We start from the raw sequence: 25,149 nt of genomic DNA on the forward strand, positions 1-25,149 counted from the left end.
GTCATTGCGCTGCAGTGGCAATCACAGCACGAAGAAAACTATATAGACCAAACCGATGATCGACGCGCCAGCGATCCGCAGTGCCTTCGGCAACGGGCGCGGCGCGCACCGCACCGCAAGAACTGCGAGAATGGCGGTCAGGATCGGAAAAGCCACGAACATGGCCAGATAGCCGCTCGATCCCTCAAAGGACGAACCGAACCAGCCGAGTTCCGCCATCGGAACGAGCGCGATAAAGGCGGCAAGTGCGGACAGCAGCAACAGCAGAATGCGGTCGAAAATCGCAGCGCCCATCTGCGCTTCCTCAGCCTTGAGGACGCAGGCGCGTGCGCATCAATGCATAAAGCCCGAAGGCACCGAGGATCAGGCCGATGGTCGTATAGACCTCGTTGGGCGTTTCCGCCCCTCGCCGCAACACCAGATCGGCCTTTGAAATCTGAAGTCCGTCTGTATTTCCCTGCACCAGACGAAATGCATAAAGCCCCGGAATGACGGGGTCGATGTCACCGGCACTCTGGCGCAGAACACTGCCATCCTGCGGGCGGTCCCTGTTGATGGAACCGGTGGTCAAGGCAAAGTCGAGCCCCTGCGAGAGAACCGGCTGCCCGTCGCGGCTGACGGCAAGCGTCACCGCCGAGCGCCGTTCCGCAGGCACATAACCCGGCAGAGGCGTGGCATCGATGAACACGCGCACCGGCCCATCAGCCGCCGACAGCCTGACTTCCTGAATCTTGAAACCGCTCTGCCGGTTTTCCAGCATGGTCCAGCGGCCAATTTCGCTGCCGGTGAAATGGCGCACATACCACGGATAGCCAATGGCAAGACCAAAGCCGGCGACGGCCATCAAGATGAATAGCGCCCTCATTACGCTTTGCGCTCCCAGCGGCGGTCCGGCGTCTGCTGCCAGTAAGTCAAATCGTGGTTCTCCGCCTTGAAACTTTTCCATTGCCGCGGGCAATATCGAGTTGCTCCTGATCGTGCCCGTCGAACATGACCACAAGGCGTTCATAGGCGTCCGCCTGTTCCAGCCCGGCGCCTTCGACGAGAAAGCGCACAGTCGCGCCATTCGGATTGGCTTCACTGGTGGTCAGCAATACCGGCTGGTGTTCGGGATGAGGCTCCTTGTCGGTGCCATGCGCCACGAAGGACGTGTCGGAAAAGGTCCAGAGCAAGCCGTCAAGCGCATCGCGTCTTTCCTCGCTGACGGTCTGGATCGTGACGCGCCAGCCGCGTCCGAGCGACCGCTCGACCAGGCCGGGCAAGGCTTCATCAAGTGTCGATTCCGTCAGGTGATAGAAGAGGATTTCCGCCATGCACTATCCGTTTCGCGAACGGGTGGAGAAACTGATTCCGCTTCTCCACCCATCCCTTTGTTCAGAAAAGATTTTAGCTTTCGAAATGATCCCGGACAAGGCGGTCCAGCAGGCGGACGCCATAGCCGGAAGCCCATGTCTGGCTGTATTCGTTTGCAGGCGAACCCATGGCCGTTCCGGCAACGTCGAGATGCGCCCAAGGGGTCTCACCGACAAAGCGCTTGAGGAACTGTGCCGCCGTGATCGATCCGCCGTAACGGCCAGCGCTGTTCTTCATATCGGCGAATTTCGAATCGATCATCTTGTCGTATTCGGTGCCGAGCGGCAGGCGCCACAGCTTTTCACCCGTCGACTGACCCGCATCGTAAAGCTGGTCCGCAAGCTCGTCGTCGTTGGAGAAGAGACCGGCATGATACTGGCCGAGGGCGACCATGACCGCACCCGTGAGGGTGGCCAGATTGATGATGAAGCGCGGCTTGAAACGGTCGTTCGTATAGTGCAGTGCGTCGGCGAGGACGAGACGGCCCTCCGCATCCGTATTGATGACTTCAATCGTCTGTCCGGACATCGAGGTAACGATGTCGCCCGGACGCTGGGCGTTGCCGTCAGGCATGTTTTCCACAAGGCCGATAACGCCGATGGCATTGACCTTCGCCTTGCGACCAGCCAGAGCGCGCATCAATCCGGTGACGGCTGCCGCGCCTCCCATGTCGCCCTTCATGTCTTCCATGCCAGCGGCAGGCTTGATGGAAATGCCGCCCGTATCGAACACCACGCCCTTGCCGACGAATGCGACCGGCTTTTCCTTGCTCTTCGCGCCCTGCCATTCCATGACGACCAGACGCGGCGGGCGGACAGAGCCCTGCGCCACGCCGAGAAGCGCGCCCATGCCGAGCTTCTTCATTTCCTTTTCGCCGAGGACTTCGACCTTGACGCCAAGCTTTTCGAGCTTTTCGGCTTCCTGCGCGAACTCCACAGGCCCCAGAATATTGGCAGGCTCGTTGACGAGATTGCGCGCCTGGATAACGCCGTCCGCCACCGCTTCGGCGACTTCGAGGGCCCGCTTCGCAGTGTGGGCATCCGCGACGCAGATGTTGATCTTCGCGGCGTGTTTCGGATCGCCGTTTTCCTCATCGTTCTTGCGCGTCTTGTAGCGTTCGAACTTGTAGGAGCGCAGCATCATGCCCAGCGCCAGATCGGCGGCTTCATCACCGGCGATGGTGGTTTCAGGCAGTGCCAGCGTCACGGTTGCGCGCTCCGCCTTGCCGATTCGTGAAAATGCCGCGCCGCCGATCTTCAGCCAGTCGTCATTGCCAAGCTTGCCCGGTTCTCCGACGCCGACCAGAACGATCTTGTCGACACCGCTGGAAGTCGTCTCGATCGCTTCCGCCGTCTTGCCCAAAGCACCGGTGAACCCGGAAATTTCGGCAATACGCTTGATCTTTTCCGCACCGCCAGCAGCCGCGGCCGCCTCGTCCGCAAAGCCGCCGCCCTTGGCGACGAGGACGATGGACACGCCTCTTTCCGGTACTGCAAAATCGCTGAAAGAGATCGAAGGACGTTTAGACATGACAACTCCAAACCTGATGTCGATTTAAGAATGACACGATTGTGTCGCGACTTTTCCCCACTCATGTGAGACGAATATGGCGAAACAGCAAGAGTGGAACCAAGATTGTTCCAGTTTTAGGCCGAGGAAAACCGTGCAAGACACAATTGCGAGCCTGTCTTACCCGCTCCATGCAAAAACTGGTTGCCTTGAGCCGACTCATCGCTCATTAACGGGACCCGTTAACAGGAACACGAGAGCTGGCATCTTCGTGATGGTTTTAGTAATCTGTTAACCGCGTTTATTGGGTCAATCTTAGCCAAGCGTCATTAAGTTTAGTCATTGTCACGAGTGCCGCAGCCTTTTTCGGATGCGCGCTCCTTCAACGGAACCGGGATGTAGACTCCACCTATGCGATTGATCGAGTTGTACATCCTGCGCCGGGTGGCGATCATGTTCCTCGCAGTGCTTGGCGCTGCGGTCGGGATCACCTGGACCGTGCAGGTGCTCCAGCGCATCGACTTCCTGACCACAAGCGGCCAGACATTCCAGACCATCGTTCAGTTCAGTTCGCTGTTGATTCCATCGGCTATTCCGCTCGTGATGCCGTTTGCGCTGATCATTGCGATCACGCAGACGCTGTCCACCATGAACCAGGATTCCGAGCTGGTCGTCATCAATGCGTCCGGCGCACCGCGCAGCGCGGTCATGCGCCCGATCCTGATTCTTGCCGCCGTCATTTCCGTCGTGTCGTTTCTGGTCGCAAACTATGTCGATCCCTATGCGCGCATGAACATGCGCGCCATGATCGCCAATGCCAGCGCCGACCTCATGAATGTCATCGTTCAGGAAGGCAATTTCCGCAAACTTGCCGACAATCTCTATATCCAGGTGGCGGAACGACGCGCCGATGGGAGCATTGGCGGGCTTTTCATCGCCGATTCCCGCGATCCGGCGCTCGATCTCATCTATTATGCCGCCGACGGCGCGATTGCTTCGACGCCGACCGGCGACATGCTGCTGATGCAAAACGGCGAGGTGCAACGCCGTGACGTGTCGGATGGCACGGTTTCGATCATCAAGTTCAATTCCTATGCGTTCGACCTCAGCCAGTTTGCCTCGGCCGGGGATGATTTCGTCATCTATGCCAAGGACCGTCCGCTTTCCTATCTGCTGAACCCCGACCCGAACGACCCGATCCTCCAGACGCGCCCGCTGCGCTACAAAGCCGAATTGCACCGGCGGCTGACGCAATGGCTCTATCCGGTTGTGTTTGCGATGATTGCGCTGGCGTTCGCAGGCGATTCCCGCTCGCATCGCGAAGCCCGCGTGTCCGCGTCCTTCTCGGCGATCAGCACCGCTCTCCTCGTCTATTGGGCAGGCTATTTCGCCTCTGACCGCGCCGACAAGGATGCAGGCTACATCGTCCTCATGTATCTGGTCCCGGCTGCCGTCATTCTCGTGACGGGCTTCGCGCTCGCCACCGGGCGGCGGATCGGCCTGCCGGACAAATGGAACGACCGCATTCTCGACGGTTTCGACAGTTTGAGACGCCGGGGCTCGGCGCTCTATGCCCGCCTCACCGGACGTTCGCGCAATAATGCCGGAGGAAAGGCATGATCGGCTGGACGCTTGGGCGCTATTTCTTCATCCGCTATGTGCAGATCACCTTCTATTTTCTGCTCGGCATTTTTGCCTTGTCGCTGCTTCTCGATTTCACCGAGAATGCGAGCAAGCTTTCAAACCTGCCGGACTATTCCGTGTGGGCGGCGCTCGGCCTTTCCGCCATGCGCGTGCCCTTCATCATGCAGCAGATGATCCCCTTCGTCGCCCTGTTCTCGGCAATGGCGACGCTCATTTCGCTCAACAGAAAATATGAGCTGGTCGTCGCACGCTCCGTCGGCGTATCGGCCTGGCAGTTCCTCCTGCCCGCGTGTTTCGGCGCCTTCCTGTTCGGCCTTGCCACGATCTTCATTCTCAATCCGTTCGCCGCTTATGGCTTCGCCAAGGCCGATGAAATCGCATCGACATGGAAGACCGGCAAGGTTACCGACGTTTCCGCGCTGCGCGATCCGTGGCTGCGCCAGAAGACAGATGAGGGCGAGACCATCATCGGCGCGAAAAGCATTCTGGATCAGGGCGCGACGCTGGCCGACGCGACTTTCATCCAGTTCGATGAGAAAAAGAACATCAGGGAGCGTTTCGACGCGCGCAGGGCGCAGCTCAGGGACGGTCACTGGGAGCTTACCGACGTGACGCGATTCGCGCGCGGCGAAGAGCCACAGAAAATGGCGAGTTTCCAGATCGAGACGCAGCTGCGTCCCGAATATGTGGAAGAGAAGCTCGCGACGCCCGATACGATCCCGTTCACGCAGCTGCGCCACAAGATCGAGGTCGCGCGTTCGTTCGGCTACTCCGCAAACGCATTTGACATGCAATACCAGTCACTTCTGGCTTTGCCGGCATTGCTGATGGCGATGACTCTCATTGCTGCAACAGTGTCGTTGAAATTTGTGCGATTTGGTCAGTCAGGAGCTATGATTCTGGGTGGCGTTATCGCAGGCTTCATGCTTTATGTCGTTTCGGTGCTGGTGAAGGCATTCGGGAATGCGGGATTCGTTCCGCCATTCGTGGCTGCCTGGGTGCCGGTTATTATCGCGACATTTTTTGGTGTCTCCTTTTTGTTGCATAAGGAGGATGGTTAGTGGGTTCGAGTAACGCCCGCATGGTATTGCCCCATTCGCTCTCGCGCCTGACGCGCGGGACGGCCTTGGCGTGCGTCCTTGCTTTACCTTTCATTTCTGTCGCAGCCCTGCCCTCACCCGCATTGGCACAGGACGCTCTCGGCGCCAATTACCAGAGCGATCCGAATGCGCGCATGCTCCTGCAGGCCGACGAACTCGTCTATGATCGTGACGTTAATACCGTCACGGCTCAGGGCAAGGTGCGCATCGAATATGACGGCAATCATCTTGTCGCCGACAAGGTGACCTACAACCAGCAGACGCGGCGCATGACCGCGACGGGCAATGTCGAGATCGTCGAGCGCGACGGCAACAAGATCTACTCCGACCATATGGACGTCACCGACAGTTTCCGCGACGGCTTCGTGAACGGCCTGCGCGTCGAGACGACGGATAACACCCGTTTCGCCGCTGAAAGTGCCGAACGCAGCAATGGCGAAATCACGACGTTCAACAACGGCGTCTATACGGCCTGCGAACCCTGCGCGAAAAATCCTGACAAGCCGGTTCTCTGGCAAATCAAGGCGCGCAAGATCATCTGGAACAGCACGACCAAGACGGTCCGCTTCGAACATGGCCGCTTTGAATTCTTCGGCATGCCGCTTGCCTATTTCCCGGCATTCGAAATGGCCGACCCGACGGTGAAGCGCAAGAGCGGCTTCCTGTTTCCGGGCTTCTCCTACAAGGACGATCTGGGCGTCGGCATCAAGAATTCATATTTCTGGGCGCTCGCCCCGAATTACGACCTGACGCTGTCCACGACCGGCTACACCAAGCAGGGCTTCCTGACGGAAGCCGAATGGCGTCACCGCCTGGAAAACGGCACCTACAATCTTCGCATCGCGGGCATTCATCAGAACAAGCCGGGCGAGTTTGATGTCAACACCGTTGACCGCGAAGAAGACAATCGCGGCATGGTCGCCTCGAAGGGTGATTTCGAGCTGAATTCGCGCTGGCGCTTCGGTTGGGATGTGATGGCGCAGACCGACCGCAACTTCAGCCGTACCTACAGCATTGACGGTTATAATGCAGGCACGCAGGTCTCCAAGATTTATCTGCAGGGGATCAGCAATCGCAATTATTTCGACCTGAACTTCTATCGCTTCAATGTGCAGGAATCGCTGCTGTCGAACAATCCCAATGAGATGCACTCGAAGCAGCCATGGGTATTCCCGAGCCTCGATTACTCCTACACATTGCCGGAACCGGTCTATGGCGGCGAGCTGAACTTCAATACCAATTTGCAGGTTCTCTATCGGCAGAATGCGAACTATACGCCAGCGATTAGAGACCGAAGCGGGAACCTTATTGGTCCTCGCTATCCTCGCGTTCCCGGTTTTGACGGCACCAATGCGCGCCTGACCACTGAAGCGGAATGGAAGCGCACTTTCATCACGCCTGCCGGTCTGGTCATCACGCCCTTGCTGGCACTGCGCGGTGATGCGATTGGGGCCAATACGAACTTCAATCTGGCAGATGCTGGCTATACGGATGCACTCGTGCGTTCGGAAGCACTTCGCGCCATGGCGACCGCCGGGCTTGAACTGCGCTGGCCGATCCTGTTCTCGTCCACCAGCTCGACCCACATTCTCGAGCCGATCGCACAGCTTTATGTTCGCAACAACGAACGCTATGCGGGTGAGCTGCCGAATGAAGACGCCCAGAGCTTCGTCTTCGACGCGACCAACCTGTTCTCTCGTGACAAGTTCTCCGGTTATGACCGTGTTGAAGGCGGCACACGCGCCAATCTCGGCCTGCGTTATTCGGGCAACTTCAACAATAGCGACTGGGCTCTTTATGCTCTCGGCGGCCAATCGTTCCAGCTGGGTGGCGTCAATTCGTTTGGCACAAGCGACTTCCTGAATGTCGGCGCAGATTCCGGCTTGCAGGATGCACGCTCCGACTATGTTGCGATGATCGGCACGTCCAACTCGACGGGTCTGGCCCTCGCTGCCCGCGGACGCTTCGACAAGGACAGCTTCTCGGTTCGTCGCGGCGAACTTGAAGCCCAGCAGAGCTGGCAGAAGCTGACGATCTCCGCGCAATATGCCTATATCGCGCCTCAGCCTGCTTACGGATATAACGATCTCCGTCAGGAAGTCACGGGTGCGGCCACAGCGCGTATCAACACGAACTGGCGCGTTTTCGGTTCGGGCACCTATGATCTGGTTTCCGAAACGCTGGTCCGCGCATCGTCTGGCCTTGCCTATGATGACGAGTGCTTCACTTACTCGATGAATTACGTCCAGACCCGTAACCCGGGCGATGACAAGGCGTCCCATGGCGTCGGGTTCAATATTTCGCTGCGCACATTGGGTGATATAGGCAGCGGTAACCAGACATTCTAAACTTGAAGGACCGGAAGCGTTGGAAATGCTTCCGGTCTTTCCATTTCATTCGACAAAGAAATTTTACACTTCACAGCTTAATCCGGCTTCCTTTTTGCAGTATTCAGAGGATGCAAGCCTCGCAAAATAGCTTTTGGGTCATTGTTTCGCCGCACTAGCTCATCTATACAGGCAGCTTATGATCAGCCGCTGATATGATTTTTGCTCGGCTGGATAGCGGCAATGACCATGATGGGATATGTCCGGTAAGGATTGTCGTTCGTCGACCGGAAGGAATCGGGAAAGAAAGATGATGATTGCAAGACCTCTCTTCGCCTCCATGCTGAGCGCCGCAGTCTGCCTGACGACGCTTGGGACGGTTGCAGCTCCCGCATTTGCGGCCGGCGCAGGTTCTGAGGTCAAGGTCATCGTTTCCGGCAATGCCATCACCAACAGCGATATCCAGCACCGCATGGCCTTCTTGAAGTTGCAGCGCAAGGGCGGCAATCTCGCCCAGGTCGCCAAGCAAGAGCTGACGGACGAGATGCTGAAGCGCATCGAAATGAAGTCGCGCGGCATCGATATTTCCGACCGGCAGGTCGACGAGGCCTATGCAGGATTTGCCACCCGCAACAAGATGAGCCTGGCGCAACTGAACCAGTTGATGAATCAGTCGGGCGTCACGCCGGATCATTTCAAGAAATACATCATGGTGCAGATGGGCTGGGGCCGTCTCGTCAGCGCACGCTTCCGCGCAACCGGTATGGTCAGCGAGCAGGAGGCCGTCCAGCGCATGTTGAAGGACGGCGGCAAGAAGCCTGTCGCAACCGAATATCGCCTGCAGCAGGTCATTTTCGTGGTGCCTGCCTCGAAGCGCTCCCCTGCCTTGCTTGCCAAGCGCAAGCAGGAGGCCAATGCGCTCCGTTCGCGCTTCCAGAACTGCGACGCTACCCGCCAGCAGGCCAAGGGCATTCTTGACGTGACCGTTCGCGATCTCGGCCGCATCATCGAGCAGCAATTGCCGAACGAATGGTCGAAAGCTATCAAGTCCACTTCGGTCGGCGGCACCACCCCGCCGCAGGAAACCGAAAAGGGCGTCGAATTCCTGGCTGTCTGCTCGACCCGACAGGTATCTGACGATCGCGTTGCGCAGCTGGTTTTCTCCATGGAGGGGGCGGATTCCCCTGCCGGACAGGAAAAGAAGGCCGAACAGCTCAGCGAGAAATATCTGGGCGAACTGCGCGAGAAGGCGAAAATCATCAATCGCTGACAGTCAGCGCATCTTTCGATCTGATCGATCGCCGCTTTGACTGTTTGTTTTGGGCGCATCTTTTCCCGAAAATGGGCTACCGCTTTGGGGATGCGCTCTGGACGCCTTCATCCGTATTCAGTGGAATATTGACGTGATGTCCGCAGCACCGCTTGCTCCTCTCGCCATCAGCATTGGCGACCCGTCCGGTATCGGCCCCGATGTTGCGCTTGCGGCCTGGCGGCGACGCGACGAGCTTTCGCTGCCGCCTTTCGCCCTGCTGGCGGACCCACAGCAGCTTGCCGCGCGTGCGCGGCATATGGGGCTTGAAGTCCAGATCGAAGTCATCCCAACCATTTCTGCCGCAAGCGACGTCTTTGCGGATGCTTTGCCGGTGCTTCCGCTCAACAACACGCTGACGGACAGCGTCGGCAAGCCATTGCCGGAAAACGCTGCGGGCATCATCGAAGCTATAGAACGGGCGGTCGAACTCACGCTGAAAGGTGAGGCTTCGGCGGTCGTCACCTGCCCGATTTCGAAGAAGCCGCTTTATGAAGCCGGGTTTCGGCATCCCGGCCATACGGAATTTCTGGCGGAACTCGCGAGCCAGCATACGGGCAAACCGGTAACGCCGGTCATGATGCTGGCCGGTCCGCAGCTCCGCGCCGTTCCGGTCACCATCCATATCCCGCTAACCGAAGTGCCGGTCCGTCTGAGCACTGCCGATATCATCGAAGTTTCGCGGATCACCGCCGCCGAACTGAAGCAACGCTTCGGCATTCCCGCACCGCGTCTGGCCATATCCGGCCTCAACCCGCATGCGGGTGAAGGCGGGGCCATGGGCAAGGAGGATGACGCCATCATCCTGCCAGCAATCGAAGCGCTGCGCCGCGCAGGGATTGACGCTCGCGGTCCCCTGCCCGCCGATACGATGTTTCATGCATCCGCCCGCGCAACCTATGATGCGGCGGTCTGCATGTATCACGATCAGGCCCTTATTCCTGCCAAAGCGCTGGCTTTTGACGAAACGGTGAATGTGACGCTCGGACTGCCCTTCATTCGCACATCGCCCGATCACGGTACGGCTTTCGATATTGCGGGCAAGGGCATCGCCCGTCCGGACAGTCTCGTGGCCGCGATTCGCCTGGCGCGGCAACTGGCGGAAAACGCAGCGAACGGAAACGCATGAGCATAGACAACCTTCCTCCACTGCGCGAAGTGATCGAGCGGCATGATCTGATGCCGAAGAAGTCGCTCGGCCAGAACTTCCTTTTCGACCTCAACCTGACATCGAAGATTGCCCGACAGGCCGGCAATTTGCAGGACCAGCCCGTGATCGAAGTGGGTCCGGGCCCCGGTGGCCTGACCCGCGCGCTTCTCGCACAAGGCGCTTATGTCACCGCAATCGAACGCGATGAACGATGCCTGGATGCGCTTGCGGAAATCGAGGCGCATTATCCGGGTCGCCTGCGCATCATCTCCGGCGACGCGCTTGAGCAGGATTTTTCAGCCTTGTTTCCAGATGGGCCGAAGCCGCGCATCGTTGCCAACCTGCCTTACAATGTCGGCACGCAGTTGCTGCTCAACTGGCTTCTGGTCGAGCCTTGGCCGCCCTTCTATTCGTCCATGACATTGATGTTCCAGCGCGAGGTCGCCGAACGTATCGTCGCGACGCCCGACACCGATCATTACGGGCGCCTGGGCGTGCTTGCCGGGTGGAGAACCGTTTCAAAGATCAGCTTCGATGTGCCGCCGCAGGCATTTACGCCGCCGCCGAAAGTCATGTCGTCGGTCGTCCATATCATTCCGCGTGAAGACCCGCTGCCCTGCGATGCAAATGCGCTCGGTCAGATCACGCAGGCCGCTTTCGGGCAGCGCCGCAAGATGTTGCGCCAGAGCCTGAAACCGGTTGGCGGTGCCGAGCTTCTGGCCAAGACCGGCATCGACGGGACGCGCCGCGCTGAAACGTTGAGTGTGGAAGAATTTGTCGCCCTGGCAAATGCCTATCGCCCGCCAAGATAGTCAGCGGTGACGGCTGCCCTTCCCTGAAGCTGGCTTCGTGGATTCGGGCGCATTCGGAATGACGGGCAGCTTCATTTCGTTGACGATCTGCCCGACATGGTCGATTTCCTCGCGGAAACTGTTCAGGGACGAGCCCGTTAGTTTTTCGCCAGCATTGAGGCGCGCTGTCAGCGGATTGACATATTGATCACCGACCTTGAGTTCGTAATAAAGATGCGGACCGGTCGAGTAGCCCGTCGATCCCACATAGGCGATCACATCTCCCTGCTTGACATGTTCGCCGGGCTTCAAACCCTTTCGTGCCGATGAAAGATGCGCATAGGTCGTGCTGTAGCCGCCCTGATGGCGTATGCGGACATATTTTCCATATCCCTTTTGATAGGAAATCAACTCCACGACACCGTCACCTGCCGCCACGATGGGCGAGCCGATTGGCGCGTCGTAGTCGACGCCATTGTGGTGCTTGCGCACATGCAGAACGGGATGAACGCGCCAGCCGAAACCATCGTTGAGACGGCCATTCGGCAGGGGCTTCGGCATGAGATATTTCGCCATGGACGAACCGTCTTCATTGAAATAGCCGGTGCCATTTTCGCTTTCATGACGATAAAGGCGGCGACTTTTACCGCCGGTCGTGAACTCGACAAAAACCAGTTCCGGTTCCGTCTCGGCGCTCCTGCGGAACAGTAGGTCGATCAAATCCGGCTTTCCGGCGCCATCCAGCGAAACGCCGTTCTGCGCGGCCAGCTTGCCGATCTCGTCGACGATCGCCTTCGGCGCTCCTGCTTGCCCCAGACGCGAGGCAATGGAGCCGCTGCTGTCCGGCGCGCTTTGGGGGCGGTAGGCCGTCAGCATGGCGTCACGCGAGAGGCGTGCAAACAGACGTTCATCGCCCGTGGCGCGAAAAACGCCATCGTCGGCCCGTCCATAGATTGCCTTGCCGATATCACCGTGCTCGAAACGGGCGAGAGCGATGTGCTGTTCTCCATCGGTGTGCTGTCTGGATTTATCGACCAACAGTTCGAGATTGTCGCCGGGCACGAGTTCCGTCCGCGCCAGGGCTTCTTCCAGACGCTTGCTGTCCTCAACTGCGATACCGGCCGCTTGCAGCAACGCGCCCAACCGCTCACGCGACTGCGGCGCGACGATGATCTCGTGAACCTTTGCGCCGGTAGCGGAAGCCGGTTTGGCGAGGCTGACATTGATAGGGACGCCGCGCTCCAGTTCTTCCTCGGGCCGTTTTGGAAGAGATTTCTGTGTGGAAACAGCACCGCGAAGCGCGTCGTCGATCTGGGCCCGGCTCTGGCCGTTCACGTCAAGAACGACATGCTGGTAGGTGTAAAGACGCGCGTCGCCGTCCTCGACACCTTCCGCGATATCGATACGCCGCGATACGTTGCTCGCCGGATCGCCGCCCATTGCGGGCGTCAGGCGCGCCTCTTTCGGTGCGGCGTGACTGTGAACCAGGGTTGCCGGATTGACCATGACGGGTTGTGCGGCATGGCCGTGGCGTACCAGCAGCCCTGTCGCAAACAGCAATCCTCCACCGGCGATGGCGGTAGCGGCCATCAGCGCCAGACAGAACCGCAGATGCGTGTGCAGGGAAAAACGGACCTGCCGGAATGGCTTCAAGCTTTTGGAGGAAAGCGGTTCGCCCTTCAGGGCAGTGCCGAAGGCCGCAAGTTCTCGCTCCGCCGTTTCAGCAGACTGCGTTTCGCTTGCCGGGGCGCTTGGTTGGGCTGACCCGAAGACCATTCTGATATTTCTCTACCGCTGGATTATTGAGGGATAAGCGGTAGAGAGAGCGGCTAAAATAAGGCTCGCTGTTGCGATATCCCCCGGAAGAGAACCACATTCAGCGAATTGTGAAGATCAGACCTTCGCCCGGCCCCGGCGATGCTCGACCAGCATCGACCAGGTATAGAGCGCAAGCCCTGCCCAGATCAGCGCGAACGCACCAAGCTGTGCTGCCGAGAACGGTTCGTTGAAGATGAAAATCGCAAAGAAAAACAACATCGTCGGCGTCATGTACTGCATGAGGCCCAGCGTCGTATAGCGCAGCAGCTTCGCGCCGCCAGCATAGAGGATCAGCGGGATGGCCGTGAAAGGCCCTGCCAGAAGCAGCATTGAGACGTTGAATGCAGGGCCGGTGAAGAAATGGTCCTGACCGGTCGCCGCCAGCCACAGCACATAGCCCAGCGCCGGGATGCACAGAATGAGTACTTCAAGCGTGAAGCCCTGCAATGGTGGCATCGGCAGTGACTTGCGGAAGAAGCCATAGAGACCGAAAGTCAGCGGCAACACCAGCGATACCCAGGGCAGACCGCCAGCGTTGACGGTCAGAAGCAGCACCGCCGCGAAAGCAAACCCGACGGCGACATATTGGACCCTGGTCAGTCTTTCCCCGAGGAAAAGACCGCCGAGAACCACGTTGAACAGCGGATTGATGTAATAGCCAAGCGCGGCGCCCATCACCTGATCATGGGCAACGGCCCAGACATAGATCGACCAGTTGATGGTGATGAGCCCGGCTGTCAGGGCAGCCATTGCCAGCATGCGCGGCTGGCGCACGGCGTTGAGTATATCCCTGAACTGTCCAAGGGCCAGAAGAAGAAGAAGCGCGACCGGAACCGACCAGATCACGCGATGCGAAACCACTTCCATGGCCGGAATGTGACCGAGCGCCTTGAGATAGAACGGCAGCGCGCCCCAGAGCCCGTATGCTCCCAGCGCCATCAGGAATCCGCGCGCGCCGTCAGAAAGGCGCATATCGGTGATGGTCTGGTCGGACATGCCTCTCTCCTCGGCGAAATCACAATTGTTCGCGCGCCGGATGAGGCAGGCGAAGCATCGAACTTCACCTGCTATGCGCCCAACAATTCATAAAATCCATTCAATTAAACTGATCGAAGCATCAATTGTTGTGAACGGATGGCTTCACTCGGCAGCGGCCAGTCCCGCCATCGAGCGGTTCTTCATCAGCTTGTAATTGACCGAATCCATCAGCGCCTGGAAGGACGCATCGATGATGTTGTCCGACACGCCCACCGTGCGCCAGCGCGCGCCTGTGGCATCCCCGGACTCTATCAGAACCCGGGTGATAGCCGCCGTGCCGCCATTGAGGATGCGCACCTTGAAGTCCACCAGCTCGAGATCCTCAATCTCCGCCTGAAAGCGCCCCAAATCCTTGCGCAATGCGATATCGAGCGCGTTGACGGGGCCGTGTCCTTCGGCCACCGACATGCGGACCTCGCCATCGACCTCCACCTTGACCACGGCTTCCGAAACGGTCTTCAGCATGCCGTTGGCATCGAAGCGCCGCTCGACAAGGCAACGGAAGGAGTCGACCTTGAAGAATTCCGGCTGGGGCGTCAGCATGTTGCGGGCCAGAAGCTCGAAACTCGCATCCGCACCTTCATAGGCATAGCCTTCCGCCTCGCGCTCCTTGACCAGCGCGATCAGCGTATCAAGGCGCACATCGTCCTTCGCGACGCGAATGCCCCGGCGCTCAAGTTCGGCGATGAAATTGGATTTTCCACCCTGATCCGACACCATGACGCGGCGGCTGTTGCCAACCGATTCCGGCGGCACATGCTCGTAGGTCTGCGGTTCCTTGAGCAGCGCGGAGGCATGAATTCCGGCCTTGGTCGCGAAAGCGGAAGTGCCGGTATAAGGCGCCTGCTCCGTCGGCGGACGATTCAGGATGTCATCGAAAGCACGCGAAATGCGCGTGATGCTCTTCAGTGCAGCGGGCTTGATACCCAGTTCAAAACGTTTCGCCCAATAGGGCTTCAGCGCAAGGGTCGGGATCAGCGAAATAAGATTGGCATTGCCGCAGCGCTCGCCTATGCCGTTGAGCGTCCCCTGCACGTGGCGCACGCCCGCATCGATGGCAGCAAGCGAAACAGCAACCGCCTGTTCCGTATCGTTATGAGCGTGGATGCCAAGGCTTTCGCCGGGAACCACAGCCGTCACGGCAGCGATGATTTCGGCCACCTCCGATGGCTGCGTGCCACCATTCGTATCGCAAAGAACGACCCAGCGCGCGCCTGCCGAATAGGCCGCCTTTGCGCAGGCAAGCGCATATTCGGGATTGGCCTTGTATCCATCGAAGAAATGCTCGCAATCGACCAGCGCCTCCCGCCCCGCCATGCGCGCAGCGGTGACCGAGGCAGTGATTGAATCGAGATTTTCCTCATTGGTGCAACCAAGCGCGAGCCGGACATGATAGTCCCAGCTCTTGGCAACAAAGCAGACGGCATCGGCGGAAGCCTGCAGGAGGCTGGACAGGCCGGGATCGTTGGACGCCGAAACGCCTGCACGCTTCGTCATGCCGAAAGCGGCGAATTTGGCGCGAGCAGTCTGGCGGCGCTTGAAAAACGCCGTATCGGTCGGGTTGGCACCTGGATAGCCGCCTTCCACATAGTCGACGCCCAGCTCTTCCAGCAACACGACAATCGACTTCTTGTCCTCCACGGAAAAATCCACGCCGGGTGTCTGCTGCCCATCCCGCAGGGTGGTGTCATAGATGTAGATGCGTTCGCGTGCCATTATTCTGCCCCCTGCATTCGGGCTGCACAGCAACCACCCGTTTCAACCTCTGTCCGTCCTCGCACGCTTCGCGGCTGCGGGCGGCCATTCGATTTACTTTCTGTCCGTCCTCGCACGCTTCGCGGCTGCGGGCGGACGGTAACTGTCTGCTGCCCATCCCGCAGGGTCGTGTCATAGATGTAGATGCGTTCGCGTGCCATTGTGCCTGCCTGTCGGTGGGTATGCTGCGGTCCGGTCAACCTTGCTGTTGCGGCCAGCTTTCAGTGTCGTGATCGGGATGCTGGTAGGATACCATCGTTCTCACAAACTCGATGCTCTCCGGATCGCGTTCCGTTACATAACCGGGAAGACTCGCAAGCTTCGGCACATAGGTCAGCTGCTTCTCGATCCCCCATTGAATGGTCGGCTCGATTTCCTCCGGGGCATCGAAAGCACCGATGGCAAGCGCGATTCCATCAGGCGCTTCATAGGTAAGCGGCGTGCCGCATTCAGGGCAGAAACCCCGCTGCACGTGATTGGACGAACGGAAGCGCTTCGGCTCGTTGCGGGTCCATTCGAGCTTCGCCTTGCTGACGGAGACCAGCGGCGCATAGAAATTGCCAAACGCTTTCTGGCACATGCGACAGTGACAGATCGATGGGGAGCCCATCGCGCCATCGACCCGAAAGCGAACCGCACCGCACTGGCATCCGCCGGTATAGACCGGTTTATTATCAAGCGTCATATTACCCTCCCTGTTCCACAAGCCTGCCAGAGCGGTTCCGATTAAGACGGAATGGCGGGAACCGCTCCAGGCATTAGCCTACCACATCCCAGCTGGTTATGCGTTCGCCCGTTGCCGGGTTCTTGCCATCCTTGAGCTGGATACCTTCGCCGAGCAGTTCATCGCGAATGCGATCAGCCTCGGCCCAGTTCTTCTCATTGATGAAGCGCAAACGCTCCGCGATACGTGCTTCGACGGCTTCGCTATCCACCTCTGCCTTTGCAAAGACCGGAATGTCATTCGCCGTCACGAAATGCGGATCGAAAAGGCCCAGCAGCGCCATGCCCTCGCCCAACCCGGCGACATCCCGCGCCTTGAAAGCCTTGCGCAAGGCCGTGATAGCCGTCCAGCTGTTCAGGTCGTCAGACAGAGCCTCAACCACTTCGCCAACCGCCGTCAGCTTTTCCGGCACCGTGAAATTCCTGTCGCGCAGCAGGCCGTACCAGCGATGCAGCTCCTCGGCGGATTCCGCCAGCCGCTGCGCCGTCCAGTTGATCGGCTCGCGATAATGCGTCTGCAACATCGAAAGGCGCGCTGCCAGGCCGACCCAGCGGTCACGCACATCAACATCGTCCCAGACACCCAGTTCCGGCAAGCCATCATTCAACACATCGCGAATGGTGATGAAATTGCCGAGCGATTTTGACATCTTCTGCCCTTCGACCTGCAAGAAGCCGTTATGCATCCAGATGCTCGCCATGCGCTCCGTGCCGAATGCACAGCATGATTGTGCGATTTCGTTCTCGTGATGCGGGAAGACGAGATCGATACCGCCGCCGTGAATGTCGAACTGGTTCTTCAGCGGATCATCGCATTTGAGGCCCCCGCCGAACGGCTCAAGCAGTTTGGCCATCGACATGGCCGAGCACTCGATATGCCAGCCCGGGCGGCCCAATACCGCGATTCCAGCAGGAGACGGCCAGCCTGGCTCCCCTTCCTTCGACGGTTTCCACAAAACGAAATCCATTTCGTCCCGCTTGTAGGATGCCACGTCGACGCGGGCACCGGCCAGCATCTCATCCAGCGAGCGGCGGGCAAGCGCGCCATAGCGCGGCCCCTTCCGCTCGTTCATGGCGGATGGCGAGAAGAGGACGTGATCCTCGGCGACATAGGCCACGCCAAGCTTCACCAGACGGTCGATCATGGCGCGCATTTCGTCCATATGCTCGGTGGCCCGCGGCTGCACGCTTGGCGCCAGATTGCCCAGCGCCGTCACATCGGCCTGAAACTGCGCATTGGTACTTTCCGTCACCCGGCGAATTGCTTCATTAAACGGCAGGTTAGGATAATCGCGGGCCGCGCGGGCGTTGATCTTGTCATCGACGTCCGTGATGTTGCGCGCATAGGTGACATGATCCGCGCCATAGACATGGCGCAGCAGACGAAACAGCACGTCGAAAACGATCACGGGACGGGCGTTGCCTATATGCGCGAAATCATAAACCGTGGGGCCGCAGACATACATGCGCACATTGTCGGCATCGATGGGGGAGAAATCCTCCTTCGTGCGGGTCAGCGTGTTGTACAGACGCAGTTGCGGCGCATAAGCCATTGTAAATATTCCCCAAAAAGACCTGTGAAATCAGTGCGCGACTGACTGCAGCCGACTGGCCGGGGCGTTATCATCCAATTTTTATGAAGGGAGACGAAAACGGCCGGACCAGCAAGCTGCTAGCCAATAATAATCGCACAAATACAAATGATCGTGGTCGGCGTTTTCATGCCAGCACTTATCCTCAGTGGAGGTGCCGCCGTCAAGAACTTTCACGAGATGGCTGATAGTTTAGCGTCTGCGGGAAGCAGGTTTGGAGCCAGGTCCTCGCAGGTCCCAGTCACATCGCCGGAAATGTTGTATTTTTGCAACCCGCGACTGTCCTTTCCGGCGTTAACCGGAAAACCCCAAAACCGGCTCCAAACAGCCTTCATTCGGTCTCAATCCATCACAAAATGGTGATCAGGCATTATCGAAAGGAAGGACAAATGTCTAAGAGTGAACTGCAACCCCGCCAAGACCGACTGGTTGACAAATACCGCGAGATCGGGCCTGCCGTGCTTGTTGCAGCATTGCTGAACGCAACGCGGCGCAGCAGCGACGGTCGCAACGACAATCGCCGGGGTTCCATTCTCGCCGTCAAGAAGACAGGCTGAGAAAGCTGATCCGGTTCAGCGCCCGGAGTGCCCACAAGTGAGGCGCCCGTAGTTGGTGGATGCGTAATAAACGGCGCCAGTCCGGAAAGACTGGCGAATGCTGTCAGAACATCGAAAGCTGCCCGTCATCGCCGTTATCGGAATCGGGCTTGCTCTTTCGCTTCGGCACTGCACGCTCCGAAGATAGCTGTTCCTTCACGCGGTCCTGCAAATCGGGCGTCGTGTTGGCCACCTTGTTGACCCTGTCCGACACGGGAATGGCTTCAAAGAAATCATCCTGAGCCGGGCGCATTATATCCGCCACTTCACGAGGCAGGAATCGCTTGCAGTCCAGCCAGCGGGCAAAATCCTCGGGCTGCACGACAACGGGCATCCTCTCATGGATCGGTCGCAGCAGGCCGTTTGCGCTCGTGGTCAATATGCCTCCGGTATCGATCTGCGATCCGTCCGCACTGCTCCACGTCTCGACCAGGCCGCCAAAAGCCACCATACCGCCCCCGCGCGGTCGCACCCAATAGGCTTGCGCCTTGTTCTTTCCCTCGCGACGCCATTCGTAGAAACCCGATGCCGGGATCAAAACGCGCCGGTGGTTCAGGGCTGCGCGAAACGAATTCTTCTCCGCAGCGGTCTCGGAGCGGATATTGAACATGAGCGGCCAGTCGTTCGGGTCCTTGACCCAGGACGGAACAAATCCCCAGCGCACCAGCAACCCGACGCGATCCGGCCTGTTGCTGCCCGGGGGCGGCGTTTCCCCGCCCAGAATGGTCAATATGGGCTGCGTTGGCGCGATATTATATCGTGGAGGAAAATCCTCTGCGATCAATGCGGCCGCGAAGGCTTCCAGCTCTTCCCGGCTTGCAGTCAATGAAAAACGTCCACACATAGTGGGCATGTTCAAGCTTTTTGGTAAGCGGTCAAGGGGCGCTTTGCCATTGCCAACCAGTGTCTGCACGATCATAGCTAGGGCATGATGAAAACAGTTCCCGTATTTCCGATTCCCGCCAAGGTTCATGGTGTGTCGCTGATCTGCCGGCGCGAAGGGCGCTTCCTGCTGGTCGAGCGCGGGAAAGAACCGTGGAAAGGCTGGCTCGCCTTTCCGGGTGGCAGTATCGAAGCAGGCGAAACGCCGGAACAAGCGGCAATTCGTGAACTGAAGGAAGAAACCGCGCTCGATGCAAAGGCCCTGTCGCATGTCATAACCGTGGATCTGGCGCTTGAGGGCAAGGCCTATGCCAGGAGCTATTACCTGTCGGTCTTCCGCGCCCTGCACGTGTCGGGCCGGGAGATAGCGGGGGACGACGCCGCTTCCATCCACTGGCTGACGATAGAAGAAATGGCCTTCGCGAAGGTGACGGACAGCACGCTCGATGTCGCCCGGTCGGTGGCGGAGACAGAAGACGAATGTCCGGATATTAATCCTGTTTAGCGATCTGCCTTGAAGCGGCCCCTATTTGTGGCAATAGCTCATTTCAGGTGAGAGGTTTCGATTGAAGAGCATTCCGTTTTTTCGACCGGCTGCCTGCTTCTCGATTGCTTTGTGGGTCGGGGCGGCATTTCCGGCCTTCGCTCAGGACGCGCCCTATGAAGGGAAGATGTTGCGGCTCGCCGAAATTCTCGGCTCGCTTCATTACCTGCGCAATCTGTGCGGCGAAGCCGGCAGTGAATGGCGCGATCGGATGGATGCGATCGTGACGGCGGAAAAGCCTTCCGAAGCCGAACGGGTGCGGCTCGTTTCAAGCTTCAACCACGGCTATCGCGTTTTCAGCGACAACTATACCCGCTGCACACCCTCGGCGCTTGCGGCGATAGATCGCTACATGAAGGAAGGCGGGGACTTGTCGAACGAGATCATCTCACGCTATGGAAATTAACCAATCATTCACTCTTGTGCGGATTGACAGGATTAGTTCATTCAAATCCGTGATAATCTGTTAACACTGTCTTAAGAAGGCAGTCACGTTGCCAGGTGGTTGAGCTCCCGCAAAACGGTGAGACACCGACAGCGCAACAGAAAGGCGAAAGCCAGGATGAAGTCTATGGAACATGCACCGGCCGATCTGGACGAAATGATTGCGCGCGAGAAAAAGCTCGTCGCAATCGAATATCATAACGAGGCCTGGGCAGACGGTATCTCTGAAGGTATCGAACCGGAAATCCTTGCTGAAGCGGCCTTTACGACCGCGCTTACCGAATTGATCCGCGAAGCCGGTGACGACTGTGCACTGGAGTTGATCGAGAAAATGCGTGAACAGATCGTGGCGGGAACCTTCCTGCCGCAGCGCGTTCTTCAGTAAACATTCCATATAACGCCGGTCGCGGGACCAGACCGGCGCAGCGGTTCCCTCCGGCGTCCCCCATTCCAGCGCCAAATGTCATTCTCGATCAGGAACTCCGCCTCGCCCCGAAATCTACTGGCAGGGATATTCCTTGCCTGCGGCATTGCCTTGCCCGCGGCGGCGGCAAACGCATTCGACGTCGCGCTGGCGGATCAGTCGGATTTCCTGCAACGCCCCGGCGCCCGCGTTGCGGCGGATGAAGACGACAACCCTTCCCCCATTCCCCTGCCCGGCGCGCTTCCCCGCGCCGTGCCGAGAATTTCACCGGACAACGCACCTGTCCCGGCAGCGTCCGCGAAGCCCATGCCGGAAATCCACCGCGACTTCGACAAGCTACCTGAGCCTGTCAGGCTGATGCGCGAGCGCATGTTGCAAGCCGCCCGTTCCGGGGACATAGAGCAATTGCGTCCGCTTCTCGGTATCGAGGACAAGGCTACACAACTGTCGCTGGAAGACCACGAGGAAGACGTCATCGATTTCCTCAAATCGCTTTCGGGCGACGAGGCAGGCCGCGAGGTGCTGGCGATCATCGTCGATCTGCTGGATACGGGCTACGTGCACCTGAATGCAGGCAAGGATGACGAGGTCTATGTCTGGCCCTATTTCTACGCCATGCCGCTCGACAGGCTGACGCCGCCGCAGATCGTCGAGCTGTTCGAAATCGTCACCGCAGGCGATTTCGAGGACATGAAGAAGGCGGGCGGCTACATCTTCTACAGTATCGGCATCGGACCGGACGGGAGCTGGCGCTTTTTCACCGCTGGCGAATAATCAGACCGCAAGGCGAACCCGGCTCGGCGGCTCGTTGTAGATGCGCTGCCAGACCCGGCGAAATTGCCGCGCGGATGCAAAGCCAGCCCTTGTCGCCACATTCTCGATATCGAGTTCGGAATTCAGAAGCATATCGCGTGCGAGGCTGATCTTGAGCCTGTTGACGTAATCCGTCACCGTCATTCCGGCATATTCATTGAACAGGCGCGAGAAGTTGCGCGGGCTTGCCCCACCGATATGCGCCAGCCGCTCCACAGACCAGTCCGCTACCGGATCATGGGCGATGGCATCCTGTGCCCTGTGCACGACGGGGTTCATGTGATTTCGCCCCTCAAGCCAGGGCGATAACTGCGGATCACTGCCGCTGCGGCGCAGATAGACGACCAGATAACGCGCGACCGCCAGCGCCGTGGCGTGATCGGCAAGCCCTGCAACGATGTGCAGCATCAAATCGATCCCGGCGGTGATGCCCGCGCTCGTCAGCCGCTCGCCATCTTCCACGAAGAGCCTGTTTTCCTGCACCCGCGCGGCGGGCGCCAGCCTCTCAAGCTCGCCGATCGTCAGATGGTGGGTGGTGCATGAGTAGCCGTCGAGAAGGCCCGCACGCGCTGCGAGCAGCGCGCCGGAACAGATCGTCACCAGCCGCACTCCGGGACGAACCGCCTGCCGAAGCCACACAACAATGTCCTTTTCCAGCGCGGCATCGGTAGACCGGTCAGTCTCCGCATTTCCCAGCGGCACATCGGCTGCACCCGAAACAATGACCAGCGCGCCATCCGGCAGAGCCTGCGGCAACGGTTCCACGCCCGCGACCGGCAGGCCGATGGAACTGATCGCAGTCGGTGCGGGCCCGACAAAGTGAACGTCGAACCGCACCTTGTTCTGTTCAAGATTTGCCTTGCGCAGAACCTCAAGCGGTCCCGCCACGTCGAGCAGAAGCACGCGTGGCGGGATGACGACATAAACCGGTATCAGCCGGGCGATGTCCGCGTGGTCACTCATGCCGCCTTCCGTTCTCCGGGCGCAGCCAGCGCCTGTTCCACGGTTACGATACGGGCAAAGCGATTGGCCAGCACAAGTTCCGTGCGAGCCTTGATTTCCGCAGCGCTCCATTCACGGCCAGCTGCGTCCGTCATCGGAAAGGTCAACGTCGCTTCGCTGACGAAATCGACCTGATATCCAAAATCCGATGCCTGCCGCGTGGTTGTCTCGCAGCACTGCTCGGTACGAATGCCGGAAACCAGCACGCGGCGGATGCCATTGGCAACCAGCCAGACGTCGAGCCCGCTTCCGACCAGCGCGCTGTGGCGGCGCTTGCGGAAAACCGCATCGGGTTCAATCGATAGCGGCGAAATCGGCTTCACCAGACCCGAGGCTTCCGAGAACGGGCCTTCATTCTCGACGTGAAAAATCTGGACCACCGGAATGCCGGCACGCTTCGCGCCGTCTATAAGCGCCTGCTGGCGTTCAATATAGGCACCCACCTCTTCGTCCCGGTAATAAGGCCGATGGCGGAATGACTCCTGAGCGTCGATAACCAGCAGGGCTGTATCGTGAGCGGACATTTTCGTTCTCCCTATGAAAAGACTATAGGGAGAAAATAGGCCTTGCAACCACGACCGAAAGCCACCTTGCGGACAAAGAGCGGACAGATCACGCCAACGCGCGGGGCCCGCAGCCCTTATCTACAGAGTATCGGCCAGAGCCGGAGCATATTTCACGGGGGTGAACTCGGTAACATCATAAGTCGCCAGCCCGTACTGCCTGAAAGGATCCAGGTTCAGTATCGTTTCCAGCTCATTTCTGCTGATCTTGCCGCTTGCGAGGATCACGCCGCCGTCGCGTGGATTTTTCGGTCCGGAAGCCAGAAAAATACCCTCCGCATATTGACGGTTCAGAAAATCCCGATGCGCCTCGAGATGCCTCTCGATCTCTTCGAGAGGCTTGATGTAAGTCAGGTTGACAACGAACATGAGACGACTTTCAGCGATGCGGCAGCGCTTCGAGGAACTCCACCGGCTCGCCCTTGCTGGCGTTCACGATTTCCGCTTCCCACATCACCTTGATCCCGCGCACGAAAGTGCCTACCGGCCATCCGGTGACGGTCTTGCCGTGATAGGGCGTCCAACCGGCTTTCGAACCGGCCTGTTCATGCGTGATCGTTTCGCGGCGCTTCATGTCCACGATGGTCAGGTCTGCATCGTAGCCAACCGCGATACGCCCCTTGCGGGCCATGCCGAAAATACGGTTGGGGCCATGGCTGGAAAGATCGACGAAGCGCTCCAGTGTCAGCCTGCCCGCATTGATGTGATCGAGCATGATCGGCACCAGCGTCTGCACGCCCGTCATGCCGGACGGGGAAGCCGGATAGGGCTTCTGCTTTTCTTCCAGCGTATGCGGAGCATGGTCTGAACCGAGCACATCGACAATACCCTGATCGATCCCTTTCCACACGCCATCGCGGTGGCGCTTGTCGCGAACGGGCGGGTTCATCTGAAGGAGATTGCCAAGCGTTTTGTAGTCATCGGCCGACAAGGTGAGATGATGCGGTGTTGCTTCGCACGTCGCGACATCCTTGTGATCTTTCAGGAAGTCGATTTCCTCGGCAGTTGAAATATGCAGCACATGGATGCGTGCGCCGGTGTCGCGTGCGATGCGCACAAGGCGTTCCGTGCACTGAAGCGCTGCAATTTCATCGCGCCAGACCGGATGGCTCGACGGATCGCCCTCTACGCGCAGACCCTTGCGCTCCTCCAGCCGGAACTCGTCCTCGGAGTGAAAAGCCGCACGGCGGCGCGTGTTCTTGAGGATGGAGCGAACGCCGTCGTCATCCTCGACCAGCAGATCGCCGGTGGACGACCCCATGAAAACCTTGATGCCGGCAGCGCCCGGCAGGCGTTCCAGTTCCGCAACGTCCTTCGCATTATCGCGCGTGCCACCAACCCAGAAGGCAAAATCGCAGTGCATGCGATGGCGGCCACGCCTCACCTTGTCTTCCAGCGTCTCGGCGGAAGTGGTGAGGGGCTTGGTGTTCGGCATTTCGAAGACAGAGGTCACGCCACCCAGCACGGCGGCAAGGGAACCGGTTTTAAGATCTTCCTTATGCTCAAGGCCCGGCTCGCGGAAATGCACCTGACTGTCGACCACACCGGGCAGGATATGCAGGCCGGTGCAATCGATCACCTCACCCGCCGCATGGGTGGCAAGGGAGCCTATGGCAGCAATGCGACCATTCCGAATCCCGATGTCTCGCTGGCCTATACCGTCGTGGTTGACGATGGTTGCACCCTTCAAAATCGTATCGAATGTTTCGGCCATGGTTGTCTCCTGCCAGATTGATGGGACTTGCGAGCCTGTCCATTGGGGCTTACGTAAC

At 59.0% G+C, this 25,149-nt stretch carries 24 protein-coding genes and 1 pseudogene; 11 read left to right on the top strand and 14 right to left on the bottom strand.

Annotated features, from left to right (window positions below; genetic code table 11):
* Positions 1–21: 21 nt before the first annotated feature.
* The 4 genes and pseudogenes from ACS5UA_RS14300 to ACS5UA_RS14315 form a co-directional block, all read right to left on the bottom strand.
* A complete protein-coding gene (locus ACS5UA_RS14300; protein WP_443101425.1) occupies positions 22–294 on the bottom strand; it encodes a hypothetical protein in 273 nt (90 codons plus the stop codon).
* Positions 295–304: 10 nt separating this feature from the next.
* Positions 305–865 (bottom strand): type IV secretion system effector BspB, encoded by a 561-nt coding sequence (gene bspB / locus ACS5UA_RS14305; protein ID WP_443101426.1) that lies wholly within the window; start codon positions 863–865, stop codon positions 305–307.
* Positions 865–1,313, bottom strand: a pseudogene (locus ACS5UA_RS14310) (DNA polymerase III subunit chi). Before ACS5UA_RS14310 ends, bspB begins: the two are co-directional and overlap by 1 nt.
* Positions 1,314–1,386: 73 nt before the next feature.
* Positions 1,387–2,883, bottom strand: coding sequence for a leucyl aminopeptidase (locus ACS5UA_RS14315; RefSeq protein ID WP_006472347.1), 1,497 nt, complete (start codon positions 2,881–2,883; stop codon positions 1,387–1,389).
* A 390-nt stretch (positions 2,884–3,273) separates the two neighbouring features.
* On the opposite strand from ACS5UA_RS14315, the gene lptF reads away from it, so the two are divergent.
* From lptF to rsmA, 6 genes are all read left to right on the top strand, one after another.
* On the top strand, positions 3,274–4,482 hold the full coding sequence (gene lptF, locus ACS5UA_RS14320; protein ID WP_006466415.1) for an LPS export ABC transporter permease LptF: 1,209 nt from the start codon (positions 3,274–3,276) through the stop codon (positions 4,480–4,482).
* A complete protein-coding gene (gene lptG, locus ACS5UA_RS14325; RefSeq protein WP_100648331.1) occupies positions 4,479–5,567 on the top strand; it encodes an LPS export ABC transporter permease LptG in 1,089 nt (362 codons plus the stop codon). The genes lptF and lptG overlap by 4 nt, the downstream gene beginning before the upstream one ends.
* Positions 5,568–5,587: 20 nt before the next feature.
* Positions 5,588–7,954, top strand: coding sequence for an LPS-assembly protein LptD (locus tag ACS5UA_RS14330; protein WP_443101483.1), 2,367 nt, complete (start codon positions 5,588–5,590; stop codon positions 7,952–7,954).
* Positions 7,955–8,243: 289 nt separating this feature from the next.
* Entirely contained in the window at positions 8,244–9,203 is a 960-nt protein-coding gene (locus tag ACS5UA_RS14335; protein WP_021587848.1) for a peptidylprolyl isomerase, read from the top strand.
* 136 nt (positions 9,204–9,339) lie between these two features.
* The gene (gene pdxA, locus ACS5UA_RS14340) at positions 9,340–10,371 is read left to right on the top strand and encodes a 4-hydroxythreonine-4-phosphate dehydrogenase PdxA (protein ID WP_443101427.1); all 1,032 of its coding nucleotides are present in this window, start codon (positions 9,340–9,342) and stop codon (positions 10,369–10,371) included.
* On the top strand, positions 10,368–11,204 hold the full coding sequence (gene rsmA, locus ACS5UA_RS14345; RefSeq protein WP_113474510.1) for a 16S rRNA (adenine(1518)-N(6)/adenine(1519)-N(6))-dimethyltransferase RsmA: 837 nt from the start codon (positions 10,368–10,370) through the stop codon (positions 11,202–11,204). Before pdxA ends, rsmA begins: the two co-directional genes overlap by 4 nt.
* Here rsmA and ACS5UA_RS14350 read toward each other — a convergent pair whose 3' ends face one another.
* The 5 genes from ACS5UA_RS14350 to cysS all read right to left on the bottom strand — a co-directional run bounded on the left by ACS5UA_RS14350 (position 11,205) and on the right by cysS (position 18,070).
* Entirely contained in the window at positions 11,205–12,959 is a 1,755-nt protein-coding gene (locus ACS5UA_RS14350; RefSeq protein ID WP_443101428.1) for a M23 family metallopeptidase, read from the bottom strand. It lies immediately after the preceding gene.
* 117 nt (positions 12,960–13,076) lie between these two features.
* Positions 13,077–13,997 (bottom strand): EamA family transporter RarD, encoded by a 921-nt coding sequence (rarD, locus tag ACS5UA_RS14355; RefSeq protein WP_443101429.1) that lies wholly within the window; start codon positions 13,995–13,997, stop codon positions 13,077–13,079.
* 144 nt (positions 13,998–14,141) lie between these two features.
* Entirely contained in the window at positions 14,142–15,755 is a 1,614-nt protein-coding gene (cimA, locus tag ACS5UA_RS14360) for a citramalate synthase (RefSeq protein ID WP_443101430.1), read from the bottom strand.
* Positions 15,756–15,990: 235 nt separating this feature from the next.
* Entirely contained in the window at positions 15,991–16,479 is a 489-nt protein-coding gene (locus tag ACS5UA_RS14365) for a GFA family protein (protein ID WP_443101431.1), read from the bottom strand.
* A gap of 73 nt (positions 16,480–16,552) precedes the next feature.
* Complete coding sequence (gene cysS / locus ACS5UA_RS14370; protein ID WP_443101432.1) at positions 16,553–18,070, bottom strand: cysteine--tRNA ligase; 1,518 nt, start codon at positions 18,068–18,070, stop codon at positions 16,553–16,555.
* Between the two features lie 428 nt (positions 18,071–18,498).
* Here cysS and ACS5UA_RS14375 point away from each other — a divergent pair, with 428 nt between their 5' ends.
* Positions 18,499–18,666: a hydrolase gene (locus ACS5UA_RS14375; protein WP_443101433.1), complete on the top strand. Its 168-nt coding sequence runs from the start codon at positions 18,499–18,501 to the stop codon at positions 18,664–18,666.
* Between the two features lie 103 nt (positions 18,667–18,769).
* On the opposite strand, the gene ACS5UA_RS14380 is transcribed toward ACS5UA_RS14375, so the two are convergent.
* Positions 18,770–19,549 carry an SOS response-associated peptidase gene (locus ACS5UA_RS14380; RefSeq protein WP_443101484.1) on the bottom strand — a complete coding sequence of 260 codons (780 nt, stop codon included), beginning with the start codon at positions 19,547–19,549 and terminating at the stop codon, positions 18,770–18,772.
* Between the two features lie 87 nt (positions 19,550–19,636).
* Between ACS5UA_RS14380 and ACS5UA_RS14385 the strand changes: the two genes are divergently transcribed.
* The 4 genes from ACS5UA_RS14385 (at position 19,637) to ACS5UA_RS14400 (ending at position 21,773) form a co-directional block, all read left to right on the top strand.
* The gene (locus ACS5UA_RS14385; protein WP_183514656.1) at positions 19,637–20,092 is read left to right on the top strand and encodes an NUDIX hydrolase; all 456 of its coding nucleotides are present in this window, start codon (positions 19,637–19,639) and stop codon (positions 20,090–20,092) included.
* A gap of 70 nt (positions 20,093–20,162) precedes the next feature.
* The gene (locus ACS5UA_RS14390; RefSeq protein WP_374846156.1) at positions 20,163–20,537 is read left to right on the top strand and encodes a TIGR02301 family protein; all 375 of its coding nucleotides are present in this window, start codon (positions 20,163–20,165) and stop codon (positions 20,535–20,537) included.
* 165 nt (positions 20,538–20,702) lie between these two features.
* Positions 20,703–20,960 carry a hypothetical protein gene (locus ACS5UA_RS14395; RefSeq protein WP_022568172.1) on the top strand — a complete coding sequence of 86 codons (258 nt, stop codon included), beginning with the start codon at positions 20,703–20,705 and terminating at the stop codon, positions 20,958–20,960.
* 75 nt (positions 20,961–21,035) lie between these two features.
* On the top strand, positions 21,036–21,773 hold the full coding sequence (locus ACS5UA_RS14400) for a hypothetical protein (RefSeq protein WP_063882639.1): 738 nt from the start codon (positions 21,036–21,038) through the stop codon (positions 21,771–21,773).
* Here the strand turns inward: ACS5UA_RS14400 and ACS5UA_RS14405 are convergent, their stop codons facing one another.
* The 4 genes from ACS5UA_RS14405 to ACS5UA_RS14420 all read right to left on the bottom strand — a co-directional run bounded on the left by ACS5UA_RS14405 (position 21,774) and on the right by ACS5UA_RS14420 (position 25,091).
* Complete coding sequence (locus ACS5UA_RS14405) at positions 21,774–22,775, bottom strand: GlxA family transcriptional regulator (protein WP_443101434.1); 1,002 nt, start codon at positions 22,773–22,775, stop codon at positions 21,774–21,776. It abuts the gene before it with no gap.
* On the bottom strand, positions 22,772–23,338 hold the full coding sequence (locus ACS5UA_RS14410; RefSeq protein ID WP_443101435.1) for an isochorismatase family protein: 567 nt from the start codon (positions 23,336–23,338) through the stop codon (positions 22,772–22,774). Before ACS5UA_RS14410 ends, ACS5UA_RS14405 begins: the two co-directional genes overlap by 4 nt.
* Before the next feature lie 120 nt (positions 23,339–23,458).
* Positions 23,459–23,746, bottom strand: a complete 288-nt coding sequence (locus ACS5UA_RS14415) for a YciI family protein (protein WP_022568177.1) — start codon at positions 23,744–23,746, stop codon at positions 23,459–23,461.
* 10 nt (positions 23,747–23,756) lie between these two features.
* Positions 23,757–25,091 carry a dihydroorotase gene (locus ACS5UA_RS14420; protein ID WP_443101436.1) on the bottom strand — a complete coding sequence of 445 codons (1,335 nt, stop codon included), beginning with the start codon at positions 25,089–25,091 and terminating at the stop codon, positions 23,757–23,759.
* Between the last annotated feature and the right edge of the window lie 58 nt (positions 25,092–25,149).

Origin of the sequence: Brucella sp. RRSP16 (assembly GCF_052246815.1) — a bacterium.
Classification (GTDB): Bacteria; Pseudomonadota; Alphaproteobacteria; order Rhizobiales; family Rhizobiaceae; genus Brucella; species Brucella intermedia.